This window comes from Paenibacillus sp. 2003, assembly GCF_031455635.1.
GTDB classification, from domain to species: domain Bacteria; phylum Bacillota; class Bacilli; order Paenibacillales; family Paenibacillaceae; genus Paenibacillus; species Paenibacillus amylolyticus_B.
On the sequence record NZ_JAVDTB010000002.1, the window covers coordinates 624,835 to 645,203 of the forward strand.

Annotated in this window: 20 protein-coding genes; 1 reads left to right on the top strand and 19 read right to left on the bottom strand. The window is 43.3% G+C overall.

All coding sequences use genetic code 11. The annotated features are described in order from the left end of the window. Position 1: 1 nt before the first annotated feature. The 12 genes from J2X75_RS14680 to J2X75_RS14735 form a co-directional block, all read right to left on the bottom strand. Positions 2-2,566 (bottom strand): non-ribosomal peptide synthetase, encoded by a 2,565-nt coding sequence (locus J2X75_RS14680; protein ID WP_310337439.1) that lies wholly within the window; start codon positions 2,564-2,566, stop codon positions 2-4. A gap of 23 nt (positions 2,567-2,589) precedes the next feature. Further along, a complete protein-coding gene (locus J2X75_RS14685) occupies positions 2,590-3,297 on the bottom strand; it encodes a thioesterase II family protein (RefSeq protein WP_167483659.1) in 708 nt (235 codons plus the stop codon). 88 nt (positions 3,298-3,385) lie between these two features. Further along, on the bottom strand, positions 3,386-4,192 hold the full coding sequence (locus tag J2X75_RS14690; RefSeq protein ID WP_181155579.1) for a helix-turn-helix domain-containing protein: 807 nt from the start codon (positions 4,190-4,192) through the stop codon (positions 3,386-3,388). 74 nt (positions 4,193-4,266) lie between these two features. Beyond that, the gene (locus J2X75_RS14695) at positions 4,267-5,073 is read right to left on the bottom strand and encodes a phosphotransferase family protein (protein WP_124115721.1); all 807 of its coding nucleotides are present in this window, start codon (positions 5,071-5,073) and stop codon (positions 4,267-4,269) included. Between the two features lie 143 nt (positions 5,074-5,216). Beyond that, the gene (locus J2X75_RS14700) at positions 5,217-6,413 is read right to left on the bottom strand and encodes an acyl-CoA dehydrogenase family protein (protein WP_310337444.1); all 1,197 of its coding nucleotides are present in this window, start codon (positions 6,411-6,413) and stop codon (positions 5,217-5,219) included. Between the two features lie 92 nt (positions 6,414-6,505). Next, positions 6,506-6,787, bottom strand: a complete 282-nt coding sequence (locus J2X75_RS14705; RefSeq protein WP_165790030.1) for an acyl carrier protein — start codon at positions 6,785-6,787, stop codon at positions 6,506-6,508. Positions 6,788-7,062: 275 nt separating this feature from the next. Then, positions 7,063-7,500 (bottom strand): GNAT family N-acetyltransferase, encoded by a 438-nt coding sequence (locus J2X75_RS14710; RefSeq protein ID WP_310337448.1) that lies wholly within the window; start codon positions 7,498-7,500, stop codon positions 7,063-7,065. Positions 7,501-7,751: 251 nt separating this feature from the next. After that, a complete protein-coding gene (locus J2X75_RS14715) occupies positions 7,752-8,651 on the bottom strand; it encodes an ROK family protein (RefSeq protein ID WP_310337449.1) in 900 nt (299 codons plus the stop codon). 28 nt (positions 8,652-8,679) lie between these two features. Continuing rightward, on the bottom strand, positions 8,680-10,152 hold the full coding sequence (locus J2X75_RS14720; RefSeq protein ID WP_310337451.1) for a glycoside hydrolase family 32 protein: 1,473 nt from the start codon (positions 10,150-10,152) through the stop codon (positions 8,680-8,682). Positions 10,153-10,177: 25 nt separating this feature from the next. Beyond that, positions 10,178-11,785: an ABC transporter substrate-binding protein gene (locus tag J2X75_RS14725; protein WP_310337452.1), complete on the bottom strand. Its 1,608-nt coding sequence runs from the start codon at positions 11,783-11,785 to the stop codon at positions 10,178-10,180. Positions 11,786-11,840: 55 nt separating this feature from the next. After that, positions 11,841-12,722: a carbohydrate ABC transporter permease gene (locus tag J2X75_RS14730; RefSeq protein ID WP_036617174.1), complete on the bottom strand. Its 882-nt coding sequence runs from the start codon at positions 12,720-12,722 to the stop codon at positions 11,841-11,843. A gap of 16 nt (positions 12,723-12,738) precedes the next feature. Beyond that, a complete protein-coding gene (locus J2X75_RS14735; RefSeq protein ID WP_223200008.1) occupies positions 12,739-13,599 on the bottom strand; it encodes an ABC transporter permease in 861 nt (286 codons plus the stop codon). A 539-nt stretch (positions 13,600-14,138) separates the two neighbouring features. Between J2X75_RS14735 and J2X75_RS14740 the strand changes: the two genes are divergently transcribed. Next, positions 14,139-15,215 carry a LacI family DNA-binding transcriptional regulator gene (locus J2X75_RS14740; protein ID WP_310337453.1) on the top strand — a complete coding sequence of 359 codons (1,077 nt, stop codon included), beginning with the start codon at positions 14,139-14,141 and terminating at the stop codon, positions 15,213-15,215. 118 nt (positions 15,216-15,333) lie between these two features. On the opposite strand, the gene J2X75_RS14745 is transcribed toward J2X75_RS14740, so the two are convergent. The 7 genes from J2X75_RS14745 to J2X75_RS14775 all read right to left on the bottom strand — a co-directional run bounded on the left by J2X75_RS14745 (position 15,334) and on the right by J2X75_RS14775 (position 20,306). Beyond that, positions 15,334-16,152 carry a purine-nucleoside phosphorylase gene (locus J2X75_RS14745; protein WP_036617166.1) on the bottom strand — a complete coding sequence of 273 codons (819 nt, stop codon included), beginning with the start codon at positions 16,150-16,152 and terminating at the stop codon, positions 15,334-15,336. Positions 16,153-16,317: 165 nt separating this feature from the next. Then, positions 16,318-16,488 (bottom strand): hypothetical protein, encoded by a 171-nt coding sequence (locus J2X75_RS14750; RefSeq protein ID WP_167483657.1) that lies wholly within the window; start codon positions 16,486-16,488, stop codon positions 16,318-16,320. Positions 16,489-16,686: 198 nt separating this feature from the next. Further along, positions 16,687-17,688: an endo-1,4-beta-xylanase gene (locus J2X75_RS14755; RefSeq protein WP_091020286.1), complete on the bottom strand. Its 1,002-nt coding sequence runs from the start codon at positions 17,686-17,688 to the stop codon at positions 16,687-16,689. Between the two features lie 239 nt (positions 17,689-17,927). Next, complete coding sequence (locus tag J2X75_RS14760) at positions 17,928-18,275, bottom strand: hypothetical protein (protein WP_310337455.1); 348 nt, start codon at positions 18,273-18,275, stop codon at positions 17,928-17,930. A 65-nt stretch (positions 18,276-18,340) separates the two neighbouring features. Beyond that, positions 18,341-19,219, bottom strand: a complete 879-nt coding sequence (locus J2X75_RS14765) for an aminoglycoside phosphotransferase family protein (RefSeq protein ID WP_310337456.1) — start codon at positions 19,217-19,219, stop codon at positions 18,341-18,343. A gap of 41 nt (positions 19,220-19,260) precedes the next feature. Next, positions 19,261-19,740 carry a DinB family protein gene (locus J2X75_RS14770; protein ID WP_310337457.1) on the bottom strand — a complete coding sequence of 160 codons (480 nt, stop codon included), beginning with the start codon at positions 19,738-19,740 and terminating at the stop codon, positions 19,261-19,263. Positions 19,741-19,769: 29 nt separating this feature from the next. Next, positions 19,770-20,306 (bottom strand): GNAT family N-acetyltransferase, encoded by a 537-nt coding sequence (locus tag J2X75_RS14775; protein WP_310337459.1) that lies wholly within the window; start codon positions 20,304-20,306, stop codon positions 19,770-19,772. Positions 20,307-20,369 lie beyond the last annotated feature (63 nt).

Sequence of the window (20,369 nt, forward strand, 5' to 3'; positions counted from 1 at the left end):
TTCATTTCAATTCCGGTTGTACCAATAGTTGAAGTCCTCTCACATAATTGGCAATAAGACGTTTCACACGGCTCTGTTTTAATTTACGTCCATTAAAACGACAATTGCACTGCAGAATATCACCTTCGTCCGACACTAGGATAATCAGATCGTAATAGTTCAGTACATCGTCCGATGCCTTGAACAGATGCTGTTCACCATATAAAGGAATAATTGCCCACTCCGTGTTGCTTGTTCTGATCTGGCTCATCTGCTCGACGGGAAACGCTTGATCCGAAGGCCTTGTTATGATCTGTTGATGAACATTTTGAAAGAGCTCTTTCATTGTCTTGTATTGATCGAAATTCAATCGTACAGGTGTGATCATTCTCGCTGTGCCATAGGATACGTGCATATCAATAGAGGGTTGTTCTGACAAAGTGTGTAGCAAGTAAGCATACATAGCTGATGCCAGCACATGAATACTGATCGCTTCAGATTGTGCAATCAGTCGCATATCCTGTACCAATGAAGCTGGGAGTGTGAATTGATACGATAAGGCTTCGTAACCTCGATCCGTATGGAAAAAGCTCCGATCCATCCGTACAGGCTCCAGTTCCACTCTGTCTTGTCTGATCAGATTCGCCCATGAGACAATAGAGGTATGTGAATACAAGCTGGAAATTGCCATTTTGTCTGGAAATGCTTCATCGATTGCCTGATGAATCTGCGTTACTTTGAGTGAATCGAATCCAGCTTCAGCCAAGTTGTCCGTTACTCCGACATTCCTAAGTCCCGCTACGGACTCAACAATCTCAATCAGCTTTTGTTCGATATGATCACGAGCTGGTTGTACTTCTTTGATCTCCTGCATATGGCTTAACATGCTCTGAATGGATTGTTCCATTTCACTAAATTCCCCTGTTTCGTACCGTTCCCGAAGCCTGTAACGTTGAAATTTTCCACTCGTCGTTTTAGGAATTTGCTTTATGGGCAGCACGGACTTGAGTTCAATCCCCATCCGCTGCTGAATATGTGCTTTGGCTTCTCCAACTCTTGGAATAAAAGATGGCAAGTCCTTTTTATACAGTACAAACATTACAACGCTTTCCGATCCTGTAAGTGGATTGGAGACACCACATACAGCGACTTTCCCCAGATCAAATTGCTCCAGTTCCTCCGTTACACGTTCAATATCATGCGGATATACGTTTTGACCATTGATGAAGATAATGTCCTTGGTTCTGCCCGTAATGACTATTGCGCCATCATTCATAAATCCAATATCTCCAGTACGAATCCATCCATCGGCTGTACTTGCTTTTTCCGTAGCTGTCGCATTGTTGTAATAACCGCTCGTAACACTCAATCCTTTAATTTGAATACTGCCCAGCACCAATTCATCGACCGGATTATCATAATCATCACATATTCGTACATCACAGTATTGAACCGGCTTGCCTACTTCCACAAAAGAAACAGCATGTTCTGAGCCCGGTTCAACTTCTATGAATGGTTTCCCGGTCTCCAGATATCTTCTGTCCAGTACATAACAAGTCAAATCACCGACGTTACCAAAGGAAACACCAACGGTTGCTTCGGCCAAGCCGTACGCCGTCAGCATTGTATTGGAAGCCAGTCCATAAGGACTCATCGCCTCCAAAAATTTGAAACAAAGTGCCGGAGATATCGGCTCAGCACCATTCATAATAAAACGTACCGTAGACAAATCGGTTGATGAAAAGGTTAGTGGATTATATGAATCCAGAAAATATTTATAAGCAAAATTTGGAGCATATAGTTGGGTGACACGGTGTTCAGAAGTTTTGGTTAACCATAATGTAGGGTGACGGATAAATAAGGAAGTTGGCATAATAAACTGCTGCAGACCTTGGAAGGTACTTGTAAGATGAAACGCAATCAGACCCATATCATGGGTCAGGGGTAACCAACTCAAAGAACGGTCTTTAGAGGAGATTTGGGTTGCTATATTCATAGCTTGTATATTTATCATGACATTGCGGTGTGTAATTACTACACCCTTGGTTTGTCCCGTAGAACCTGAAGAAAATTGGATAAAGGCTATGTCATCCGGCTGGATGCTAGCTTCAATCCCCTCAACAATAGGTTCTTTTCGTACGTTCGAGATGTCCTGTACTATAAAGATTCGGGCATGCATTTCACGGACAACCGCTTCCAGTCCATTCTTCCGGGCAAACTTGTCCAAGCTTTCCGTGAGATCCTGATCAGCAGCAATAAACGGATGGTTCAACGTTTTCCACACATTGTAAAGCTTCATTCTTTGCTCCTGATTACCGCCTACGGTTATCGGAACCGGTATGATTTTTCCAAGCGTGCACGCCCAAAAGGTGACAATAAACTCTTCTTCCGAGTTCAGTTGGAAGATCAATTCATTACCCGGCTGCATCCCGAATGCTTGAAGTTCTCCTAATCGGATTTTGGCTGATTGCAGAAGGGATTGGTACGATACAACCTTTTCTTCTTTGCTGCCATTCAGAAAAGTAATACCTCTGTCTGTGACTGAACCAAGGGAGTTAAATAATTGAGCCAAGTTATCCATGCACATAACTGGAACACACTCCTTGTCAACTAGATTACATAAGGTTGCAGTTTTTCATTTATAATTCTCGTTGTTTCCTGAATATTTTCCTGGATATAAAAGTGTCCTCCATCCAATTTGACAATGTCACATTGTGAACCAGCGTACTTTTTCCATCCGATCAGATCGCTAGATTTCACTCGAGTATCGCTTCTGCCAGTTAACACGGTAATATCACTCTGAACCTTGAAAGGCTTAGGCTGAAAACGATAGAGTTCGACAATCCTGAAATCGGCTCTAAGTACAGGTGCAAATAACGAAAAGAGCTCTTTATTGGTAAAGACCTCATCCGACGTTCCACCCATGTTCTGAATCGTCTCTCTGAATTCTTCGTCTGGCAATGCGTGAATATTCTCATCCTTGAAAATATGTGGTGCACGATTGCCTGAAAGCATCATATGTTCAGGCAATTGTTTCGTTGACTGTGCAAGTCGGTAATATAGTTCGAGCGCCATCCAGCTGCCCATGCTATGTCCGAAAATAGCATAAGGCCCATGAATTAGCGAGGAAACCGCAGGGTAGATATCTTCAATCGCTTCTTCAAAGCTTTCATAGAATGGTTCCCCCACTCGAGCGCCTCTTCCTTTTAATTCGATCGGTATTACGTCAATAAAAGGGCTTAAAGATGATTTCCAGCGATGAAAAATCATGGCTGATCCACCTGCATGAGGCAAACAAAAAAGTTGAATTTTCTTCATTAGCCCTATCATTCCTCGTATTCTTATTTTTATCGTAATTTATCATTTTACGTAAAAAAATACAATATTTTCTGTGTTATTGAATACATTATGTAGATTGAATAGATAGGGGGAAATCTCCCTTGTTGCTTCTGAATTGATTGCGATGTTCGGTTGGACTTTTGCCCACTTTTTTCTTGTACATTGCACTAAATTGTGTACTAGAACTGTACCCTAGCTTCGTCGTAATTTCAGAGATTGGAAGATCCGTCTTGGTTACGTACTCCTGTGCCTTATCCACCCGAATCTGCTGTAGGTACTTCAGTGGCGAAACATTGAAAACCTTAGAAAACAGATTACACAGATACACTGGATTATAACCAACCATATCCGCCAGAAATTGCAGAGTAATTGGCTGCTCATAATTGTTTTGGATATACTTGCATATCATGACCAAGTTCCGTTTGACCGAGTCCTCCCGATCCGTTTCCGGTCGCATCAAATTAGCCAGATTCGTTTGATAGTAACTGGAGTATACTTCAAGAAAATCTCTTTCAGCTATTTCGATGTCCTCTCTACTCTCTACCGTTCGGTTCAACAGACTTACAGCAAGATCATAGTGTTTACTACCATTCTCACTTAATATGTGGCAGCTTGGCAGTCGCTCAAGCAGATCCGATCCAAAAATAATACCTCTCATTTTCAGAACAGGTTTATCGTAGTTTTGCAGTCTTATTTTATTTGCCAGCAGCACAGCCCCTGCCTTAACCTGCACCGTTTTGCTAAACACACTGATTTCCAAGGCATCCATAACCTCAAATATGGCAATCTGTCTTCTGAGAGACAAGTCAAATAGATGTTTTTTTTCACGGACGACCATATCATAAGAAACAACAGAACGTAGTTGGAAATCCATTATCGTTAACCTCCTGATTGTTTTTCGGACGGTTTTGACAAGTACGGTGCTATACATTCATTCCTAATCTTGATCTAAGTTGTGTTGAATTTTTTAAGCTGATTACGAATGTAATCCAATAAATCTTTTTTTTCCTCAGGTGGTATCCACTCCGTTAGTCTGGCTGCAGCAATGGGAAGAACCCATCGATGTATCTCGCGAATGTCCATGCCCGAGAGAGACAAGTAATACTCGATATACGCTTTACTCATCCTGCTTTTGATTATCTTCAGCAGAACTTTCATCATCAATGGAGCGCCTTTGGGCAAATTTCCGTATTTTAATAATACTAGCGTCCTTGCCACATCTGCTGCTGGACAGCCCGATGCGCCTGTCATCCAGTCTATGATCCAGGATTCTTTGCCTGTAATCACATTATTAGGATGGAAATCCCCATGACATAGAGATCTGCCTTCCGGCAAACTATGTACATAGTCCATAATCTGTTGTTTCTCAATGTCCGATAGATCGCTTGCGTTTGATATATTCTTCTCTAATACAGTCTTATGCTTTTGTTGAATCTGTTCACCCGATTGCTGGTGTATTTGATGATGAAGTGCTGCCATCTGCCTTGCTCTGCGCTCAATAGACCATGGTTTAATAATCATCTCTTCCAAAAGTGTTCTTCCACTGGCCAACTCAAATATGATACCTTTACGATTATTGATCGTCACCATATCGATTGTTTGTGGGCATTTAACTCCAAGTTCCAAAACGATTCGAGTATTATCAAACTCATGCTGAATCGCTTCCGCAGAGAAATCTTCTCTGAAAAGTTTCAAAATTGAAGTTTCACCATGTCTGAATATTTCCGCTGTCTGTCCCTGCCCAATCCGTTTCAATCCTAATCAACTCCGTATCTTTCCTAAATCAATTATGGTAAAACATCAAAGAACCTAATGATCAAGCCCTTTTTTCATAGCATAATGAATGATCCTGCCTAATGCAAAAAAAGGGCTCTTCCTTAGGTCCTGCAATGCAAAATCTAAACGTTTCGATTCGCGCTATCCTTAACTTTTTCTGCTTTATTTGAACGTCTCATTTCACGGCGGTGTGTTACAACCTCCTGTGTTGCGATTAAAATCTCATGCATTTGAGTCGTGCCTTCGATAATTTCATTGATCCGGGCGTCCCGATAATATCTCTCTACGGGATAGTCTCGATGGCAACCATTGGCACCATGAATCTGCACCGCATCACTGGCAACTTTGTTCACCATGGTTGAAGCAAAGTATTTGGCAGTCCAAGTTTCCATAATGCTCTCTGGATCACCCACATCTCTTAAATATCCTGCTCTGTAACACAGCATCCGTGCCGCTTTCATATTCACTGACATTTCAGTGATCATTTTTTGTATCATTTGATTCTCGCGTATAGCTCTTCCGAATTGGATTCTGGAATTGGCATAATGTACCGATGCATCCAGACATGCCTTGGCTAAACCTACACAGCCACAAGCGATCGTGTATCTTCCATAATCCAGACAAGGTAAAGCAACATGTGATAACCCTGTACCGACTTGACCCAGGAGGTTTTCCTTCGGAATACGACAAGAATCCATTTTCAGTTCAGCAATCATCGATGCTCTCGCTCCAAGTAACCCGCTCATAGGTTCAACGCTGAACCCAATGGAATCTCTCTCAACGATAAACGCTGTCGGCTTGTTCTCACATTGGGCAAGAATCAAAAATACGTCTGCAACCTGCCCCATGGTAATCCATTTTTTATGACCGTTAAGTATGTATTCGTCTCCGTCTAATACGGCCGTTGTTTCAATGCTTTTAGCATCGCTTCCAACACTCGGTTCTGTCAATCCGAATGAACCCAAAGTTGTTCCCGTAGCTAATGCAGGTAACCAGTACTGTCTTTGTTGCTCCGTTCCCCAACGCAAGATCGCTAAACCCACCATCCCCTGAACGGTTAACAAACTTCTGACAGAGGAGCACCCACGTCCAACCTCTTCGTTAAGAATCCCGATAGTGATATTGTCCAGTTCCATCCCGCCATATTCTTTTGGCAACATGGAGCCCAGATAACCAGCCTCCGTTATTTTCGCAAGGAGTTCCGGGTGAATTCGTTCTTCGCTGTCATTTAAACTAGCATATGGAATAATCTCGCTGTCTACAAAATCCTTGAATTGTTCCTGCCACATCAATTGCTCCGCATTCAGTTCAACTTTCATCACATATCACTCCTGATTTTGAGGTTATAAGTCCAATAAACGGAACTCGATGCTGTGATTGTCTGATATGAGCTTGTGTCGTCATTTTCCCTTTATGACTCATTGGGAATCTCATAATTGATGCACTTACGCAAACTGTCTTTCAAATGTTGCAATGTTGTGAAGTTCTCCAATTCAAGATACTCATCGTCCATCTCAATATTGAATTCGTTCTCCAAGGCAATGATCAGTTTGATAAATGAAATGGAGTTTAATCCAAGAACTCTTAAATCCTCATCTAACGCACCTACATCCAGCTTTTGTTCAGAAAACATTTCCACGACCTGATAGAAGTGAATATCAAACTGATCATAAGCCACAGGATATTCTTGCAAAAAAGATTCCTCCTCCATGTGAGACATGTAATCTTTGAAAATCCATTTTTGTGACACCATTTCTGTGATCAGATTCTGTTCGAACGTTTGCCTAAGAGTATAGGAATCGGAACAAGAAAAGTCCTACATTTTGTAAATATTCCATATATTCTCTGACTTCGATACTATCATAATCTTCCTGAGTCAAGCAATCACTATTGCCATGTATTCACAAATACTTAATAGGTTTCCACCTTGGAGATGATATCCCTATCTTGCAACAAGGATTCATTCTCTCAAAGGTGCTTTGACATAAACACATCAACCTCATCTTCACTGTCCAATATAAATCCAAATCGTTCATACAATCGCCGAGCAGGGCTTCCCTGCAAAACATTTAAATTAATCCGTTTCCCCTGAACTTCATCCTGTTCCAGCAGCATGTTCAGTACCTGAGTTCCAATTCTTTGGCCTTGATAATCGGGATGTATATAGAAATGTTCCAATAGATATGCCTCAGACTTGGGCTTCAACGCTACACAACCTACCATTGAACCCTTCACTTCAATAATCTGTGTCTGGGCAGGATTGAATGTATTACGGAAACGTTCACGCACCTTCACATCATCGTACCTTCCCAGCCTGGTTAGATCATCGTACAGTACCAAGGCTCGCAAATCAGCGAGTTGCTCTTGGTCTGCCTTTACAGCTTGACGCATTGTTATTGGGTTCATTTGATGAATTCCTTTCCATTAGAGACACGTTAATTTTTGAATGTCTTATCGCACTTTTTAGAGGTAGAACACTAAAAATCATACCTTTGGCAGCTCACTTGAGCAATATCGGATTTTAGAACGCACTATTTTTTTCAAACCTATTAAACTCCTCAAAAAATAAAAAAGCCCAAAAAGGACGGTGCAGTCTTGCTTATACAAATAAGCGAACCCACAGCCATCCCTTCTGGGATGTAGATTATTATAGAAAACTAGGAAACATGTGAAGCTTGTGCTGCATGTTGCAATGCTTTCAGTCCCAATGCTAGCGCACCACACAAACCTGCATGCTGGCCCAATCCGGGCTGGACGATATATTGGTCAATATGTTGCGTGATTGGGGCTGCATTCACATAACCATTGAGATTCCGCACTACCTGCTCCCGGATCAGTGGAAACAGATGATCTTGCTGCATCACACCACCACCCAAGATGATTTTCTGCGGCGAATGAAGCAAGATGGCCGTTGTAATCGACTCCGCAATGTAAAAGGATTCGATCTCCCACGCCGGATGATCTGCCGGCAGTTCACTGCCAGGAATCTGCCAGCGAGCTTCAATGGCTGGACCTGCTGCCATTCCCTCCAGGCAATCGCCATGATACGGGCATAATCCGGCAAAGTGATCGTCTGGATGGCGTCTTGTGCGAATATGTCCACCCTCGGGATGTAACAATCCGTGTACTCGTTGGCCCCCTGCCACAAGTCCGACACCAACTCCTGTGCCAATCGTGTAATATACACAGTTATCCAGCCCTTGCGCCGCTCCCCACGTCACTTCACCGAGCGCGGCAGCATTCACATCCGTATCCCATCCAAAAGGAACTGGAAATTCATGCTTCAAGGTTCCAATCACATTACAGTTTTCCCACCCAGGCTTAGGTGTGGTCGTAATATAACCATAGGTGGGACTATCCTGTTGCAGATCAATCGGACCAAAGGAGCCGATCCCTATGGCTTCCACATCTTTATCCCTGAAATAGTCGATCACCTTGGCAAGAGTGGTCTCCGGATGTTCTGTTGGAAAGCTGATCCGATCTTCAATCTGTCCATGCTCATTACCTACACCACATACAAACTTCGTTCCGCCCGCTTCTATAGCTCCAATACGCATCGTTTTGGGCTCCTTTCCTTCATTACAATTAACCTTTAGCCTTGGTTGATGATATCTCATAGATATGAAGTGAAGAGAAGACCAGATCGGTATTTTCTGCATGAGCAGAGATGCCCTTGGAATCCACATCCGGATAGATCAGATCCGTGATAACCGCCTGACCATCATTTGCAAATACCTCAACAGATGATTGATCTACAAAGATACGCAAACTTTGATTCGCATTTACATCTTTTAACTCAGCTGTATGGCGGCTCAGGAAATGTTCATGAAAATCGCCTATTCCCGATCCACTACGATCGATATATACTTCCCCTTGGTTGGCGTCTACGCCAACAACCGTTTCGCTGTCAGCTCCGCTTCTTAAGGCAAAATGGAACGACTGATTTGGAGTCCACTCTGCATGGATCTCATAGTTCACTAGTTGCAAAGTGTTCAACTGCTCACTCACTTGCTGAATCGAAGCATCCTGTAGGGACAATACTGGCGTACGGACTTGCTTAAGTTCACGTGCAGGACGTTGAATCAGTATTACTTCTCCGACTCTTGTCTCGAGTGACAGCTCCCGTGCAATGGTCATTGCTCCACGATAATCATTGGTCGGCGTCTGATTGGCATACATCCAGTTGCTCATCCACCCCATAAACAGGCGTCTGCCGTCTTCAGCCGGAATGTCAGACCAACTAACTCCTGCGTAGTTATCCCGGCCATGATCAATCCAGCGAATCGAATGGGATGCCTCATCTGGGACAAATGTACTTCCATCAAAATCTCCGGTAAAATATTGTGTTCTGGATCCTTCTTTAAAAGCAGGATCTGCACCGATGCTAACGAGCATCACCCATTTCACCTGCTCTGAATCTCCATCCACTGCAAGCGGGAACAGGTCCGGGCATTCCCACACGCCATCGTGTGAACCGATCCCTTCGCCAAATTCACTTCCTAGCGTCCAATCCTTCAGATTGGGAGATCGGTACAGACATACCGTTTGACCACAAGCGATAATCATAATCCATTCCTTGGTCTGCTCATGCCAGAACACTTTGGGATCACGGAAATCAACAAAGGACTCATGCTTTAATACCGGATTACCCTCGTATTTAGTCCAGGTTCTGCCGTTGTCTTTGCTATACGCCAGACTTTGACGCTGTACAGGATGATCATTTGGTACTTCCAGATGATGTGTAAAAATGGCTACCAACCCCGGCTCATCTTCGAAAAATCCGGAAGTATTGTTCCAGTCCACCACCGCACTGCCGGAGAAGATCATCCCATGTTCATCCGGTGCCAAAGCTACAGGAAGTTCCTCCCAAGTGACGAGATCTCGGGTTACCGCGTGACCCCAATGCATCGGTCCCCATGTCGTACCAAACGGATGGTACTGATAGAACAAATGATACTCTCCATTGAAAAACACCATGCCGTTAGGGTCGTTCATCCACTTCTCTTTCGGTGAAAAATGGTATTCATTTCGGTAATCTTGTTGTTGAATCGTCGACATTATGGTTTCTCCTCCGTACTTTTCTTTATTGGTTATTACGGTCATATCCCGCTTGTTTAATCTGCAGCCATTCTTGCAATCCAAGGCGATCCAGCTCTTTCAGGTAAGCATCCCATTCCTGATCTACTTTCCCGTTCTGATACCATTCTGTACGCAGACGTAACACGTAAGCGAAGAGATCGGTTTCAATGGTGGACAATCGATCCAGTTCATCAATGGAGAAGAACACACTTGGATATACGTTCTCCGCTTTCATATGTGGAACCATATATTTATCGAGCAGTTCCATACGCCATGCAGCATCTTCCGGTTTGGTGGTGTATTTGTCATAATAACTGTCGAGAATGGCCAATGGTCCTGCGATACTGGTTTTTTGTCTGAGTTCCACAGGTGCAGATCCTTCCAGTGGAAGATGCTTCAGCATCCCTTTGGCTTCATCGAATTCAAAAATATTTTGCTGACTCTCGTCTCCATAGGTACCCCAGTTGTTCTGCACAGATTGGAGTGGATCGTACAGTTGGTCTACCCACTTCGCTGTGGATTCCAGGTTTTTATTGCTGCTGGTAATGACCATGCGACCACGATCAAGTCCTATTCCGTTTGTTCTTGTGACATTGACCTCTCCGTTAGGCCCGGCAACCGGAGGCAGAACATCATACGTATCATTCATGCCTGTAATGTTAGCCTTATCCCATGTGAAGTACATGCCGTACTTATTATCCTTGCCTTTCGCAAGATACGTGTTCCAATCCTGCTGGTACGATTCGACATCCACGAGACCTTCCTGAACCAATTCATGAATGTATTTAACCGCTTCCTTGTAGCCTTCATCAGCTGCCGTGAAGACCACTTTCCCATCATTGGTTACTACGGTATGATCCCAGTTCTCTCCGAGTCCAAATGCTGCAAAGAGAAATGTCAGATCTTCTCCGCCCGGTTTGTTAATGAAAGATAACGGAATTTCGTCTGCCTTACCGTTGCCATTTGGATCTTGAGTTTTGAACGCGATCAATACTTCTTTCAGTTCTTCGGTTGTCGTTGGCATCTTCAGTCCAAGCTTGTTCAACCATTCCACATTAATCCAGGGCAAGTTATCCACTGCCTGAATCCGTTGTTTGCCACTTCCGAGTTCTTCAATCCATGGGAATGAATAGATATGTCCGTCTGGAGCCGTGATCATGCTCTTGTATTCGGGAGCTTCCTCCAGCACCTTTTTCAGATTGGGCATGTGTTGTTCAATCATGTCCTCAAGTGGAATGATCGCCCCGTCCTTCGCCAGTTTCAGGAGATCATAATCCCCGTAACCTGCATCAAAAATGGCATCCGGCAAATCACCGCTGGCAACCGCCAGATTTCTTTTTTCTGCAAACACATCACTCGTATAGTTCTTCCAGTTGATATGCACATTGGTTTTCTCTTCGAGTCGCTTGTTAATCAGCTTGTCGTTTGGATCAGCGGGAGCCAGCGGAGAGCTCTGTGTTATAAAGTTCAATGTCACCTTGCCATCAGGGGATTGCGCCTCACTTGCCGCGCCGCCTCCACCCCCGCCACAGGCGGTTAGAAAGAGCATTGCAGATAACATGGAAATGGATGCCGTTGTAACGGCTTTTCTCGACTTGTTCACTTTTTTCATAATAATGACCTCCATGAGTTGGATTGGATCAACTTACTGTATCGCAGGCTGTTCACTATTTGAGGGAACCGACCATGACACCTTTTTCGAAATACTTCTGGAAGAACGGGTACATGATGATAAGTGGCAGACTCGAAATGACAATCGCTGAGTATTTAATCATCTCGGAGAGCCGTTTCAGTTCTGCCATCGCGAGTTGATCACTGATCATGCCCGGTGCAGCCTGATTCTGAATCAGAATGGAACGCAGAACGAGCTGTAACGGATGCAGGTTCGGATTATCGAGATAGATCATTGCATCAAAATAGGAATTCCATTGCCCAACAAATGCATAAAGTGCGAGTACAAAAATGATCGGTTTCGACAACGGAATGACGATCTGGAAGAAAATCTTCATCTCAGAGGCGCCATCCACGTTTGCAGCTTCTTTCAGTTCTCGAGGGACTCCTTTGAAAAAGGTTCTGGAGAGAATGATGTTCCAGACGTTAACGGCTCCAGGGATGATGATCGCCCACACCGTATCAAGCATGCCGAGATTACGTATGAGTAGATAAGTAGGGATTAATCCCCCGCCGAAAAACATCGTAATGATAAAGATAATCATGAAAAATCCACGTCCCGCTAGCCTATCATCCGACAATGCATAACCTGCAAATATGGATACGGTCACGGTGATCAGTGCAAAGGAAACCGAGTACAATACCGCATTTGCAAACCCCCGGATCATGGCTGGATTGGACAAAATCATCTGATATCCGTCCAGACTCCAGTCCGATACATTAAAGGACAGTCCACGATTCAGTAGCACAGTGGGGTCCATGAATGAGGCGATAACAATATAAATCAGGGGAACAACCACAACCAGTACAGCACAGGTGAGAAAGATGGCATTAAGTGTGAGGATCAATCGATCCATTCCCGTGTGTTTAACAACCATGGATAATACTCCTTTCCTAATAGAGGCCTTCGCCTTCATTCAATTTCTTCACAATCAGATTCACCGTCACCAGCAAAATCACATTGATAACCGAGTTGAACAATCCAACTGCCGCAGAATAAGCGTAATCTCCAGACTGTAACCCCACCTTGTAGACATACGTGGCAATAATCTCGGAGGAAGGCAGGTTCATGGACGTCTGCATCAGATAGGCCTTCTCAAATCCAATGGACATAATCCCGCCAGCTGCAAGGATAAAGACGATGGCCATAATCGGACGAATCGTTGGAAGGTCAATGTGGCGAATACGCTGAAGGAGATTGGCTCCATCCAGATTAGCCGCATTGTGAAGCTCCGGATCAACATTGGCCAAAGCCGCAACGTATATGATGGAAGCCCAACCGGCTCCGGTCCAGATATCGGACAAAATGTAAATCCAGCGGAAATATTCCGGTTCAGACATGAACATGATCGGCTGACCTGTAATCCATGTGGCTAATTGATTAATTGGCCCTGTCGGTGAGAGGAAGATGAACAGCATACCCACAACAACAACAACCGAGATGAAATTGGGTGCGTACAGAAACAATTGAATATTTTTCTTGATGCCAGCTTTGCGTACCTGATTCAGCATGAGTGCCAGTAAAATGGGCACCGGGAAACTGAATATCAATCCCAAAAAGCTGAGTTTAAGCGTATTCATTAAAATGATATCGAAATTGGGTGAAGCTATAAATTTCTCAAAATGCTTCAGTCCTACCCAATCACTTCCCATGATGCCTTTGATCGGACTGAAATCCTTAAACGCAATGATGGCTCCGTACATCGGAATGTACTTGAAGATAAGAGTCAAAATTAAGGCTGGTGCAAGCAACATATATAAAAAGTAATTTTTTTTGAGCTGCTGCAACCTATGACCGCTTGTCGTCCTCACTTTCAGTACCCTTCCTTCGCCCTTTTTGCTGTCGGCTATGTTATCCAACACGATACCCCCGTTCATTCTAGAAGTTGACAATTGTTTTCGGTAAGGGCTTTCAATATTTACAATTGCCTATTTAATAATTTACAATTTATCAGGTTTCAACGGATTTAGTCAATACGTTTTGTAAAAAATATTTGTGCATTTGATCATTTTATCTTTGCATTAATGTAACTAAAGAGGATTAGATTTGCATATATACAGCACTAAATCGTTAATATCAGCATAGATATTTCTACATCATGACTGTAATAGATCATCTTTGTTACACTAGTTAACGAAACTTCTGGAACAATTATGAAAATAGAATTCGCCTAGCTAAATGTAAATTTAATTGTGCATTTGTAAAACAGAGATTGCTATTTGTCCCGTTCTATTATACATTTGACTTAGAGAAGAATATGGATGACTATTGAGGATTAGAGGTGAAGCATTAGATGGCAAAGGAAAAAGTCACGATACAAGACATCGCTGATGCTTTGGGGATCTCCAGAAATACGGCTTCCAAAGCATTAAATGATAGCGGAAACATCCCGGATGAGACCCGAAATCGTGTAATTAAAAAAGCAATTGAACTTAAATATAAACAGTTTGCCTATATGGACAATGAGCATGTTCTAACCAAGCCTCCGGGCAATATCGCCCTGTTAACTGAAAACCTGCCTAATACATCTCACTTTGGTTCGTTGTTAATCAGTGGTTTGGAGAAAAGAATCAGTGCGGAGGGATACAATCTCTCGATTCATATCGTGCGTGAAGACGATCAAGATACACTTACACTTCCCAACAATTTTGATATAGCCAAAGTAGACGGCATTATTTGCATTGAATTATTTGATCTGGAATATACAAAGCTGATTACCGATCTGGGCATTCCCACCATCTTTATCGATTGCGCTTCCAACATATGTTATCCCGAATTCCAAGCAGATTTGCTACTCATGGAGAATGAACATAGCATCTATCAGTTAACCACAAAATTAATTGAGAGCGGCTACACAAGTATTGGATTCGTCGGAGATTACAATCACTGCAAGAGCTTTAATGAACGATGGGTTGGATATCAGCGTGCCATGCTGGAGGCAGGGTTGCAGGTCGACCTGTCCCATTGCATCGTAGATAATGATCGCCTGTGTTTCTCCAAGCCAGGATGGTTGAACCAGCGAGTGGCAGAGCTGGCCTCCCTACCTTCCGCTTACGTATGCGCTAATGACTTTATAGCAGTTGATCTGATCAGGGCGTTAAAAGATAGAAATGTCGCTGTGCCACAGGATATTGCGATATGCGGATTCGATAATGCACCCCAATCTCGAATTATTGAGCCAGCATTAACGACGGTTCATATTTATAGCAATGAGATGGGCATTAAGACTGCAGAGATGTTGTTATCCCGGATTAATAGCCCGACACAGCCATATCAGGTCTCCCACATTGTGACCAAACCCATCATCAGGGAGTCTACACCAGCAATCATGCCTGATAATTCTCAAATGGTTCATAGTTCTGCAAAATAAAAAAACGTATGTCTCACGAGTAACAACTCGTGAAACATACGTTTTTTTGTGGTTTCGATTTGGTTGGATGAAAACTCTATCCTATCCATCGTGGCCTGGATAAAAAATCATCTAACGATTAGATTTCTTTCAAAATGCCTTTTACAAGTCCGATAAAGGTTGTTTTCACTTGCGCAGCCACTTCAATAACTTCATCATGACTTAACGGCTGATCCAGAATACCACAGGCCATGTTGGTCAGACAGGAAATGCCTAGTACCTTCATACCGCCATGAATGGCAACAATGGCTTCAGGTACCGTGGACATACCCACTGCATCCGCACCCATCGTACGAATCATACGAATCTCCGCTGGTGTCTCATATGCCGGGCCACTCCACCATGCATAGACACCTTGCTGCAGGCCAACATTCTGCTCTTCTGCAACCTTAAGGGCAATGCTGCGCAGTTCGCGATTGTATACCTGTGATACGTCTGGGAAGCGCACACCCAGTTCGGCGTTATTCGGTCCCATCAACGGGTTATTACCTACCAGGTTAATATGGTCTGTAATGAGCATCAGTTGACCCGGCTCAAAGCTTGTGTTGATGGCTCCGCAGGCATTGGTGATAAGCAATTGCTCGACACCCAGCGCCTTCATGATCCGAACGGGGAAAGTCACTTCGTCCAATGTAAAACCTTCATAATAATGAAGGCGGCCTTTCATCGCTACAACCGTTTTGCCCATGAGTTCACCAATAACCAATTCATTGGCATGACCGATAGCCTCCGATTGAGCGAAATACGGAATATCTGTATACGGAATAACGGTCGCATTTTCAATCTCGTCCGCGAGCGCTCCCAGTCCCGAACCCAGAATCATGCCTACGGCAGGTTTGGTATGGATTCGGTTTAATATGTAATCTCTTGCTTCCTGAATATGTGCGGATTGATGCATAATGATATCCTCCTGATGATCTGAATTGAGTTAACAAAAACTGAGTTAATGAGGTGCTACTCATCAAGTGTAATGAACAATGGTCTTGATGTAAATGGATGCTGTTCTACATACAATAAAAAAACGACCCTATGCTCCAGAATCGTTTAAAAACATGGACATACCCTAATCCAATGTATATTTATTTCTACTTTTCATGTAATCGATTGTCATAATCAGCAACAGCATGAATGTAGCAAACATCAGCGGTTTGGCAAAAGTACCTTCTTCAAAGATATAATAACTAAATGCAAAATTTCCGGCAAAAGTAATTAAATAGTTTCGGATGCAATCCATCTTCTCATCTCATTTCAGGAAAGAATTTGGTTCACCATTTCTTCAACCCTATCACACAATTCCATTTAATACCATATTTTTATCATCCACACAAATCAACGCCTCTATCATTCACGAGATAACCGTACTGTATAATCTATATTAAGTACAGCAAAAAATCGGCCACATCGTGACCGATTCTCTCCACTTCCCTGATGTTCAGGACATAGGGTTAATGATACGCCAAAATGATTCCTTTGGCTGCAACTGTTGATCAAAAACAAAGGGCCAATTTTTGCGTCCACGTACCGGGAAATGGTCTAACCAAGTATAATTGTCGGCCACTCCCCAGAACGTCACAGAGGTAATGGATGATTTATACTCACGGAACAAATTGAAGATTTCTTCATATCGACGCTCCTGTAGCTCAGCCATCTCCGAAGTTGGCGCGGTGAGGTCCGTTCGACGATCCTCATAACGAAACACGGACATATCCAGCTCCGTAACATGCAACTGCACATCCAGTGAAGCATAACGCTCAATAGCCATTCGGATCTCTTCAATCGAAGGACCATGAATATTCCAATGTCCCTGCATGCCTATTCCATGTACAGGTGCTCCCTTGTCCAGCAAAGACCGAACCAGATTGTATATCTTCTCCCGTTTGACCGGATCCGTCTCATTGTAGTCATTATAGAAAAGAAGCGCATTTGGATCAGCTTCATGAGCCATACTGAATGCTTGCAGCAAATAGTCTTCTCCCACTAGCTGTAACCACTTCGTGTCCCGCATGAACAGGTCGGTCTTATCTTCAATCGCTTCATTGACGACATCCCATGCATATATTTGCCCTTTATATCGACCTACTACCGTATCAATATGTTGCTTCAAGCGAGATAATAGCAGCTCTCTGGAAGCAGGAGCACCTGAGGTATCCTCAAAGACCCATTTCGATGTTTGATTATGCCAGACCAAAGTATGTCCGCGAACCCCAATACCTTGAGCAACAGCAAAATCAACAATTTTATCCGCCGCCTCAAAAGTATAACGATTCTCTTCCGGGTGAATTTCTTCGAATTTCATCTGATTTTCAGCCGTGATGCTATTGAAGTGTTTGGCGATGAAATCCCCTTCGGACTGCAACATTCTGGTATGTACAGCAGCACCTATTTTGAACGTATTAGCGTACGCAGCATGTAGTGATGGAATTTCGGTTGGCATTTACAATTCCTCCCTGCCATTTTTTATCCATCATATCGTTTGTTGAATGCGCTTACAATGAACAAATTATACTTCTTCCCCCTCATATTTAACTATTTATGATCCTGGGACCTGTTCGCAAAACAAAAACACCTCCACGTTTGTTCCGCTGCTCATCGCAACAGAACATTTCTTCGAAGGTGTTTTGTGATCGGGAGGTTCAGTTAAATTCAACACATATACAAAGAGAGTACGAAGCGTTACAGCTTGTCTACCTGTAACAAGGTCACCTGTTTCACTGTGCATGCCGGGTTAATTTGCTCCTCGGACAGAATGTTTAGCTTAATCAGGCTTTTCAGCTTATGGCTGTCTACCTTGGACAACAATCGCCAGATGTCCGGGTCTGGAAGAGAAGCATATAGCTTCTGATCATCGTATTCCTTCCGGTTCTGCAGCACTGTTTTCACGGTGTAACCACCAACCTGCGTCTCATAGACCCCTTGTTCTGCACAATACGCGACAATCTCATCTCGTAGTACAGACAACTGCTGCTCAATATCTTTTTGCTGCTGCTTCAGTTCAAAGTAAATTTGCACTTTTTGCTCCATATCGATCACGCTCCTCTACTATCATAGGTATGCGAGGATCGCTAGTTTAGGACTGGCTGTTTATTTTATTTAAACAGCAGGTGTTCATTCAAATACGGATTATGGACAGCCATGCTGTGAACCCTTTCCATTACATCCGGCCCCATGGGTACATCCCCAACGCGTCTTAACAGAATCCAGCGCAGGCAAGCTATCGCTCTAAAAACCTGTTCCTCTTCCAGCGTGTACACATAACTTGCAGAACGTGCAAATTTAGCGCGATACATGTCGCCGTAACTTTTCCCATTATAGATGGTGATCAGAAAAACAGACCATGCCATATCGTACCTTGGATCACCATACTGCCCATTAGTCCAATCGATGATGGTGTAATGGTTGTCCATCTCAAGAATGTTTCCCAGATTATAATCGCCATGAATCAAACGGTCCTGTCTGATCTGGACCTGCTGGATCAAGTTTGCCAGAAGATCATTTATATCGTCATGTAATTCAATTTGAGGAAAAAAGTATTGAACAAAATCGTACCTGAATATGTATTCTTCATCTTCTCCAGTACTCACTTCATTCACCGGATAACGATGGACCTCCATTAATCGCTCAGCCAAATGTGTCAGTTTGGTTTGTGTTAATTGGTTAAGCGGCTTTCCATCATAGCTCGTTAACAGCACTTGATTCTCTTGCTCGTCTAATCCCCAACCGTAGGGTTTGGAAACACGAATTCCACTTTGATAAAGCTTGGACAATAATCGATATTGTTTGGCGATATCCGGTTTGGAATCCTTGTCCCAGACTTTCAATACGTACTGCTGATCTTCCATTTCAATTCTCATCACACTCGCTTCCAGTCCAGGTGGCAAGGGAATGATCTGAACCTCCTGTTCAATCACCTGCTGGATACATTCATCCAGTTCTATCCAATTCATCTGGCTAAGTTGAATTGTCATCGTTTTCCTCCGTTCATTCATGTCATGCCGCTTTCTCCCTGTTAGTCAGGTATCATCAGGCCTTTGCCAATGACATTGGCGGATACAGGCTGCTTACCCAATTCTCTGGCCCATACCGACAGCTGTCCCATATGGTGAATCTCATGGGCGATCACATGTCGCATTACTTCTCCCCATGAATATGTACTGACCTTGCCAGCTGAGCGATGATCGATATATGCTCTTTTTTCCATACTTGAATCCCATGCTTTAACAAACGCCTCCACATCAGGACGTAACTTGCGATCGAGTCGCCTTACCGCCTCAAGATTCTGGTAGTTTGCAAAATCTTCCGCATCATCCGGTTTGCTTTGAAGCAACTGAAGCCAGCTCCACTCTACATCAATGATATGAAATAATGTTTGTAATATATTGCCTACTCCGCCCGTGCGAGGCTGAAGCAATTCTTCAAGCGGTACATCTTCACACCACACATACCATTGCTCACGCACCATCCAGTTATAACGAAAGAATGTTTCCATTGGTATATTCCCCTTTATCAGCATATTTTTCAGAGAGATTTGATCAATTCTGTATTGGCAAAGGTATCCTCCGAATGTTGAAGATCACCATAAATTCCGCTCATCTGATTGAATCCGGATTTGATCCAGAAGCGTAATGCAGGCCAATTTTTGAGTGCCACGTTAATTCGAATTTCCTTGTAACCAAGCTCAGAAAAGTGAAGAGTCAGTGCCTGAATTAATTCTTGTCCATATCCCTGCTTCTGGATCTCGCTCTGGATATATAGAAATTCGAGATAGATTGAATCCTCGGAGGGATACCCATGGTATACACTTAACAAACCAATATAGCGGTCATCCTCAGCCATACGAATGGATTGAATTCGATAATTCTCCAGCCTGCCTCCCGGCGGAAGGTGGCCTTCTTCAAAACATTCTTTCACATAGTTCCGATCATGCTCTTGTCCATCCCATTGATGCAAGTACCGACTGGTCTCATATATGGACTCAAGTTCAGGAATATCGGATTCTTCCACATTTGAGATAATAAGTCGGTCTGACTTCCATTCTACTGGAAGTTGTTTCATCGTAATCACTCCATCTTTATGTCCTAGTTAATTTCTTTTTAATATATAAGATTACATGAATAC

Bases quoted from the DNA above. Each gene is read 5' to 3' on its own strand.
- J2X75_RS14680 (WP_310337439.1), bottom strand. From the start codon at position 2,566: ATGTGCATGGATAACTTGGCTCAATTATTTAACTCCCTTGGTTCAGTC.
- J2X75_RS14685 (WP_167483659.1), bottom strand. From the start codon at position 3,297: ATGAAGAAAATTCAACTTTTTTGTTTGCCTCATGCAGGTGGATCAGCC.
- J2X75_RS14690 (WP_181155579.1), bottom strand. From the start codon at position 4,192: ATGGATTTCCAACTACGTTCTGTTGTTTCTTATGATATGGTCGTCCGT.
- J2X75_RS14700 (WP_310337444.1), bottom strand. From the start codon at position 6,413: ATGAAAGTTGAACTGAATGCGGAGCAATTGATGTGGCAGGAACAATTC.
- J2X75_RS14710 (WP_310337448.1), bottom strand. From the start codon at position 7,500: ATGAACCCAATAACAATGCGTCAAGCTGTAAAGGCAGACCAAGAGCAA.
- J2X75_RS14715 (WP_310337449.1), bottom strand. From the start codon at position 8,651: ATGCGTATTGGAGCTATAGAAGCGGGCGGAACGAAGTTTGTATGTGGT.
- J2X75_RS14720 (WP_310337451.1), bottom strand. From the start codon at position 10,152: ATGTCGACGATTCAACAACAAGATTACCGAAATGAATACCATTTTTCA.
- J2X75_RS14725 (WP_310337452.1), bottom strand. From the start codon at position 11,785: ATGAAAAAAGTGAACAAGTCGAGAAAAGCCGTTACAACGGCATCCATT.
- J2X75_RS14730 (WP_036617174.1), bottom strand. From the start codon at position 12,722: ATGGTTGTTAAACACACGGGAATGGATCGATTGATCCTCACACTTAAT.
- J2X75_RS14735 (WP_223200008.1), bottom strand. From the start codon at position 13,599: ATGTTGCTTGCACCAGCCTTAATTTTGACTCTTATCTTCAAGTACATT.
- J2X75_RS14740 (WP_310337453.1), top strand. From the start codon at position 14,139: ATGGCAAAGGAAAAAGTCACGATACAAGACATCGCTGATGCTTTGGGG.
- J2X75_RS14745 (WP_036617166.1), bottom strand. From the start codon at position 16,152: ATGCATCAATCCGCACATATTCAGGAAGCAAGAGATTACATATTAAAC.
- J2X75_RS14750 (WP_167483657.1), bottom strand. From the start codon at position 16,488: ATGGATTGCATCCGAAACTATTTAATTACTTTTGCCGGAAATTTTGCA.
- J2X75_RS14755 (WP_091020286.1), bottom strand. From the start codon at position 17,688: ATGCCAACCGAAATTCCATCACTACATGCTGCGTACGCTAATACGTTC.
- J2X75_RS14760 (WP_310337455.1), bottom strand. From the start codon at position 18,275: ATGGAGCAAAAAGTGCAAATTTACTTTGAACTGAAGCAGCAGCAAAAA.
- J2X75_RS14765 (WP_310337456.1), bottom strand. From the start codon at position 19,219: ATGACAATTCAACTTAGCCAGATGAATTGGATAGAACTGGATGAATGT.
- J2X75_RS14770 (WP_310337457.1), bottom strand. From the start codon at position 19,740: ATGGAAACATTCTTTCGTTATAACTGGATGGTGCGTGAGCAATGGTAT.
- J2X75_RS14775 (WP_310337459.1), bottom strand. From the start codon at position 20,306: ATGAAACAACTTCCAGTAGAATGGAAGTCAGACCGACTTATTATCTCA.